The 6,167-nt window shown below is 51.7% G+C and carries 5 protein-coding genes; 1 reads left to right on the top strand and 4 read right to left on the bottom strand.

Annotated elements, in window-relative coordinates; all coding sequences use genetic code 11:
- Positions 1-103: 103 nt before the first annotated feature.
- From IEW11_RS19000 to xylA, 3 genes are all read right to left on the bottom strand, one after another.
- Positions 104-436: a hypothetical protein gene (locus IEW11_RS19000; RefSeq protein WP_188532634.1), complete on the bottom strand. Its 333-nt coding sequence runs from the start codon at positions 434-436 to the stop codon at positions 104-106.
- A 349-nt stretch (positions 437-785) separates the two neighbouring features.
- Positions 786-2,282, bottom strand: a complete 1,497-nt coding sequence (gene xylB / locus IEW11_RS18995; RefSeq protein ID WP_188532633.1) for a xylulokinase — start codon at positions 2,280-2,282, stop codon at positions 786-788.
- 42 nt (positions 2,283-2,324) lie between these two features.
- Positions 2,325-3,638 (bottom strand): xylose isomerase, encoded by a 1,314-nt coding sequence (xylA, locus tag IEW11_RS18990; RefSeq protein ID WP_188532632.1) that lies wholly within the window; start codon positions 3,636-3,638, stop codon positions 2,325-2,327.
- A gap of 259 nt (positions 3,639-3,897) precedes the next feature.
- Here xylA and IEW11_RS18985 point away from each other — a divergent pair, with 259 nt between their 5' ends.
- Complete coding sequence (locus tag IEW11_RS18985) at positions 3,898-5,064, top strand: ROK family protein (RefSeq protein ID WP_188532631.1); 1,167 nt, start codon at positions 3,898-3,900, stop codon at positions 5,062-5,064.
- Between the two features lie 202 nt (positions 5,065-5,266).
- Here the strand turns inward: IEW11_RS18985 and IEW11_RS18980 are convergent, their stop codons facing one another.
- Positions 5,267-6,031 (bottom strand): DUF2087 domain-containing protein, encoded by a 765-nt coding sequence (locus tag IEW11_RS18980; RefSeq protein ID WP_188532630.1) that lies wholly within the window; start codon positions 6,029-6,031, stop codon positions 5,267-5,269.
- Positions 6,032-6,167: the final 136 nt, after the last annotated feature.

Here is a 6,167-nt window from a genome sequence, read left to right as displayed (position 1 = left end):
CTCTCTCAATGTATTTGAGGGACGGTACCTTCTTTGTTTAAAGGACTTTTTCAGTGGCCTCGTGCAAGGTTGGCTGGGCTTGTTGATAAATCTGGCGATCCTGCTACAAACGGTTCTGCTCCGGGTCTGACTCTGTGTAGTTATCGAACCGATCCTCATTGACTATGTGAGCAGGAATACGAATTGAATCCATTGTATACGCCGTATCGGTATAGCAGGCCTCCTCCATCGGCGCTTCTTCAATTAACCGCCCCCCATGCGCCATAGCAATCTCGAGCGCAGAGGTCAGATCGCCCCGCTCTAAATGGATATGGACACGATGGCCGTCTTCTCGTACCGGCGAGTAGCCCAGCTCCTTTAACGTTCCCCATGCAAGAACTGCGCTGTTATTATCGAAAAATTCGAATCGTATCGCCTTCGAAGGGTACTGGTCCATTACATTCCGCTTCCTTTCCATTTACTATCATAAGTGATGCAGATATATATTTTGCCCATAATCAAACCTTAATATTACCTTTTAAAGGTAATGGGCGAGAAAAACCTGATCGGGAATCCCAGGCGCACTCGCTCCTGCCCCTCCGAATAGATAAAAAAGAATGCCCTGCGGGCCAATACGGCCGTAGAGGGCATTAATCAGTAGCCATTATAAAGAAGGAACCCCTTCGCGCTCCCCCGGCTAAAGAAATCAGTGCTCAGTCTGCCTTGCCCGCTGACACCGCCGGAAAAACGCTTCATTCAAGCAGCTCATTACCCGCTATCGGATCATGATTTCACTGCCGCTTCCGTTACCCCCGATAAGGGATCAATGCTTCATTCAAGCTGCGCGTCTGCGCATAGACCTGCTGATACACTTCGAACAAGCTGGCATACACCTTAACCGCGTCCGGATTCGGATTATATGCCGCGCCCCGTTTCACAAACCGCTGCGCACAGTCTTCCAGGCTGTCGAACCAGCCGCAGCCGTAAGCCGCCAGCATCGCTGCGCCCATACCCGGACCTTGTTCGTTCTCCAGCGCTACGACCGTTGCGCCAAAAATATCGGCCTGCATCTGCAGCCAGACCGGATTCTGCGCACCGCCGCCGATCGAAATGATCGTGTCCACGGTTTTGCCAGCGCGGCGTAAAATATCAACCGACTCGTTAAGCGAGAAGGTGATGCCTTCCATAACCGCTCTGGCAAAATGAGTGCGGCTGTGTGAACCGTCCATACCGATAAAGCTGCCGCGGATGGCCGAGTCGGCATGCGGCGTGCGCTCACCTACCAGATAAGGCGTGAATAGCAGTCCGCCCGCTCCAGGAGCAATATCACCGACGCCTGCAAGCAGCTCCTCGAACGATTCGCCTTCCGCAAAGGTATTTCTGAACCAGCTCAGCGAGTAGCCCGCCGCCAGCGTGACGCCCATCGCATAGAACGCATCCTGTTTGCCATGATTGAAGAAATGCACCTTGCCGCCGAATTCCTTCTGCTTATCGCTTTCAGAGGACAGGATCACACCCGAAGTACCGATGCTGCACAAGGTTACGCCTTCCGTTAGAATCCCTGCACCGATCGCGCCGCAAGCATTATCCGCGCCGCCAGCGAACACCTTTGTCGACTCGCTCAATCCACTGCGCTGCGCAATGTCAGGCAGAAGCTTACCGGCCAGCCCATGTGACTCGATGAGCGGCGGGCAGAAGCTCGCAGAAAGCTCGAACGCTGATAAAATCTCCCCGCTCCAATGCTTTCCTGCCACGTCTAGCAACAGCGTGCCTGCCGCATCCGAGTAATCCATATGCAGTTGTCCCGACAAGCGGTAGCGGACATAGTCCTTCGGCAGCACGAACAGCTTCGCCTGCTCGAATGCCTTCGGCTCGTTCTGCTTCACCCACAAGATCTTCGGCAGCGTGAAGCCTTCAAGCGCTGGATTGCGCGTAATTTCAAGCAGCCTGCCGCCCAGCACGCGGTCGATCTCCCGGCACTGCTGCGTCGTGCGCGTATCATTCCACAGAATGGCGTTGCGCACGGGACGGCCTTGGCCATCCAGCAGCACCAATCCATGCATTTGACCCGAGAAGCTTATTCCTTCGATCTGATCAGCACTGCTGCCCAGCCCGGATACAAGCTCAGCCAATGCATCAATCGTTCCCTCTACCCAATCCTCCGGCTGCTGCTCACTCCAGCCCGAGTGCTTGTGTACAAGCGGGTAGGAACGCGAGGCTTCAGCCTTCACATTTCCATCCCGGTCTACCAGCAGTGCTTTGACAGCGCTGGTGCCTAAGTCAATTCCAACTACGTAACTCACGCTTTAACACGCTCCCCTCGAGAACTTTCCGTGACCGGACAATTATACGCTGTAGATGATTTCATTGATCATCAGCTTAATACGTTCTTGACGGCCGGACTCATTCTTGATCGTATTATTCTTCAGAGCGTACTCTTCGAGTGATTTCAGCGTCGCTTTGCCGGATACGATGTCTGCACCGATGCCTTCTTTAAAGCTGCGGTAACGATTGTCCAGAATGTTGTCGAAGAACTTGCTTTCGATCATTTTCGCAGCTGCCTTCAAGCCCCATGCGAAGCTGTCCATACCTGCGATATGAGCAAGGAACAAGTCTTGGTCCTCGAACGAACCGCGGCGAACCTTAGCGTCAAAGTTAATGCCGCCGCGTCCGATACCGCCCGCGCGAAGCACTTCATACATCGTTAATGTTGTTGCATACAGGTCCGTCGGGAACTCATCCGTATCCCAGCCAATCAGCAGGTCGCCTTGGTTCGCATCGAGCGAGCCCAGCATGCCATTGATTGCCGCTACACGGATTTCATGCTCGAACGTATGGCCTGCAAGTGTTGCATGGTTGGCTTCCAGGTTCAGCTTGAAGTGATTTTGCAAATCATATTTCTGCAGGAACGAGATCGTCGTCGCCGCGTCAAAATCGTACTGATGCTTGGATGGCTCTTTCGGCTTTGGCTCGATCAGGAATTGGGCGTCAAACCCGATTTCATTCGCATAGGCGATTGCCATGTGGTATAACCTTGCAAGGTTATCCAGCTCCAATGCCATATCAGTATTCAGAAGCGTTTCATAGCCTTCGCGGCCGCCCCAGAATACATAGTTTTCCGCACCGAGCTCTTTACCGACTTCCAGCCCTTTCTTCACTTGTGCAGCCGCATAAGCGTATACATCCGCATTCACGCTTGTGCCAGCGCCATGCACAAAACGCGGGTTCGTGAACATGTTCGCTGTATTCCACAGCAGCTTAGCGCCGCTTGTTTTCATATTTTGCTTTAATAAATCGACGATTACGTCGAGGTTTTTGTTTGTTTCCGCCAATGTTTCGCCTTCCGGAGCGATATCACGGTCATGAAAGCAGTAGTACGGTACGCCGATTTTCTCCAGGAATTCAAAGTTTGCTTCGACGCGCGCTTTCGCTTTATCCATTGTATCCAGATGGTCCCAACCGCGAACTGCTGTGCCGGCGCCGAACGGATCCGCACCTGCACCGGTAAAGGTGTGCCAGTAAGCGACTGCAAAGCGCAGATGCTCCTCCATTGATTTGCCGAGCACGACTTCCTTCGGGTTGTACTGTTTGAACGCCAGTGGATTGTCGGAGCCTTTACCCTCGTACTGAATTTTATTAATGCCGCTGAAATAAGTCATTGCGAAACAGCCTCCTCTTTTCGGATAAATGAATGAATGATTATGGTTTAGATAAAATGAAAACGCTCTTTCTAAATCTATATTATCACTTTTAAACTTAGTTTGTCTATTAAACAAACTAAGTTTTATGTTAAAATATATCTATTCAATTCACCATCTATTCATCCTTCTAACATAATAAAGGGTTAAAATCATGTAAATCATGATAAAATCGAGAGCATAGCCACTCGCTAGCTTTGGACGGAGGTTCCTAACGAACATGTACAAAAAAACAGGAGACACAGCACTCATTAAAAAAATCAACACCGCTGTCGTGCTGGACGCCATCATTAAGCAAGCTCCACTCTCCCGCGCGAAAATTTCCGAGCAGACCGGGCTCAATAAAGCAACCGTCTCCAGCCTGGTGCAGGATCTGATTGACAATCATCTGGTGCTCGAGATCGGACCGGGACAGTCCAGCGGCGGGCGCAAGCCGGTCATGCTGCTGTTCAACAACACGGCAGGTTATGCGGTCGGGATCGATTTGGGAGTCAACTATATACGCGGTGTGTTAACCGATTTGGAAGGATCGGTAGTCGCCGAGCTCGACAAAGCACTTCTGCGTCATGACACAGGCAGTGTACTGCCTGAATTATATGAGTGTATTGAAACACTTATTATGCAGGCGCCGAAAAGCCCATACGGGGTTGTCGGAATCGGCATGGGTGTCCCCGGCATTGTGGATGACCACGGCTCGATCTTATTCGCGCCAAATTTGGAGTGGGAGCATGTGGAGCTGGAGAAGCTGCTGTCTGAGCGCTTCAATCTGCCGGTCATCATTGATAATGAAGCCAATGCCGGGGCCCAAGGGGAGCAGAAATACGGTGCCGGCCGCGGAATTCCCCATCAAATCTATGTCAGTGTCGGCATTGGAATCGGAACAGGCATCATCCTGAACAAGGAGCTGTATAAAGGGGCATCCGGATTCTCAGGCGAGCTCGGGCATCTGTCCATCGAACTCGGCGGCAAGCCTTGCCGCTGCGGCAATCAAGGCTGCTGGGAGCTGTATGCTTCGGAGAATGCACTGCTGGAGCGCGCCGAGAACCTCGGATTCGGGGATCTGACAGGCCTGCTGAGAGCAGCAGAAAGCGGCAACGAAGAAGTAGCAGCGCTATTCCGCAGCATCGGGGAGTTTCTCGGCGCGGGGATCGCCAACATCATCAATGTCTTCAATCCCGACGTGGTGATCATCGGCAACCGGATGAGCCGTGCGGAGGCGTGGATCGGTGATGCCGTACGGGAGACGGTGGAACGCCGCACGCTGCCGTATCATCGCCGCCACATGCACATTTTGTTCGCCGAGCTGGGTGAGCAATCCGCCGTGCGCGGTTCGGCTTATTACGCGATCAGCCAATTTTTCAACCGGGTTAAAGACGGCGGGAAGTAGAACCCCGTTGACCCGGCCTATAAACGGCGTATCGGTCCATTTCAGAATGGTTGTGCTTATCCCGATATGGATAGCCGGAAAGGCCAGCCCATTTAGAAACTGCAGCGTCAGTGTAAGCGGAATACTGGTCGACAGTCCGACTCCGATGATGCTCGCGCCGCTAATAAACATGCCAAGCGCGAGCAAAGCTTGCGAAGGAAGCTTATATTTTCAGCCAGTAAGCACTGCCGTCATCCTCGCGTCCCATGAAACCATACTCAATCAGATAACGGCGCAGCGTCACATAATCCTCTTCATAGAAACGGCTGAGCACTTGATTGACTTCCTTCTCCGTATATCTTCTTTTTCTTTCAAAGAAAGAGGCGATATGGCGCAAAATCGCGAGCTTTCGCTTCTCCTTGCGGGGAAACCCGGTTAACCGACCTTCCGGACCATCCGGAAAATATTTGCTCAGCAGCGCGGCATACTCCTCCTCCGTCAAGTTATAACGTTCATCCACCTGCGTTGCGGAACGATGAATCGGAATAAACCTCGGGGCGCCCGATGCATACTGCTCCAGCATTTCCATAATGGCCAGAAACAGCTTCGCCTGCTTCGCTTTCTCCTTCAGCGCGAACCGGTGGTTCCGGATCGTTGACGTGCTTCCCGCGCCTGTCTGCTTCACAATATCCCCGTCGCTCATGCCGGATGCAAAGGCTTCAATCAGCTCCTTCTGTAAATCCGTCAGCCCAGTTGCTCTCTTATCGAGGCTCAGCAGGTAAGACAGCATCGAGCCGTGCGTATGTTCCAAATGATGCTTGACGAATTTCCGTGCTTCGAAGAACTGCTCCCCCTGCGGATAAATGACGCCGTCCTCGAACATTTCCCCGCAAATCAGGCATACGTAGCTTTCCAGCGACTCATCAAATAAATATCCATTCATCAGTTCATCTAATGATGCGCTCCAAAAACGCTCTGTTAGCTCCATGGACAATCAACTCCGTTATTCGTTTATTTTCATAATAGACATCATACAGTTTTGTTTGGTTTCCGTCAACGATAATTATAGACGTATATGATATTAGTTTGTTTTTTTGTTAGACAAATTATATTTTGATCTATAA

The sequence above is a fragment of the Paenibacillus abyssi genome, assembly GCF_014640295.1.
Classification (GTDB): Bacteria; Bacillota; Bacilli; order Paenibacillales; family Paenibacillaceae; genus Paenibacillus_D; species Paenibacillus_D abyssi.
This window is presented reverse-complemented; position numbering and strand designations above follow the sequence as displayed.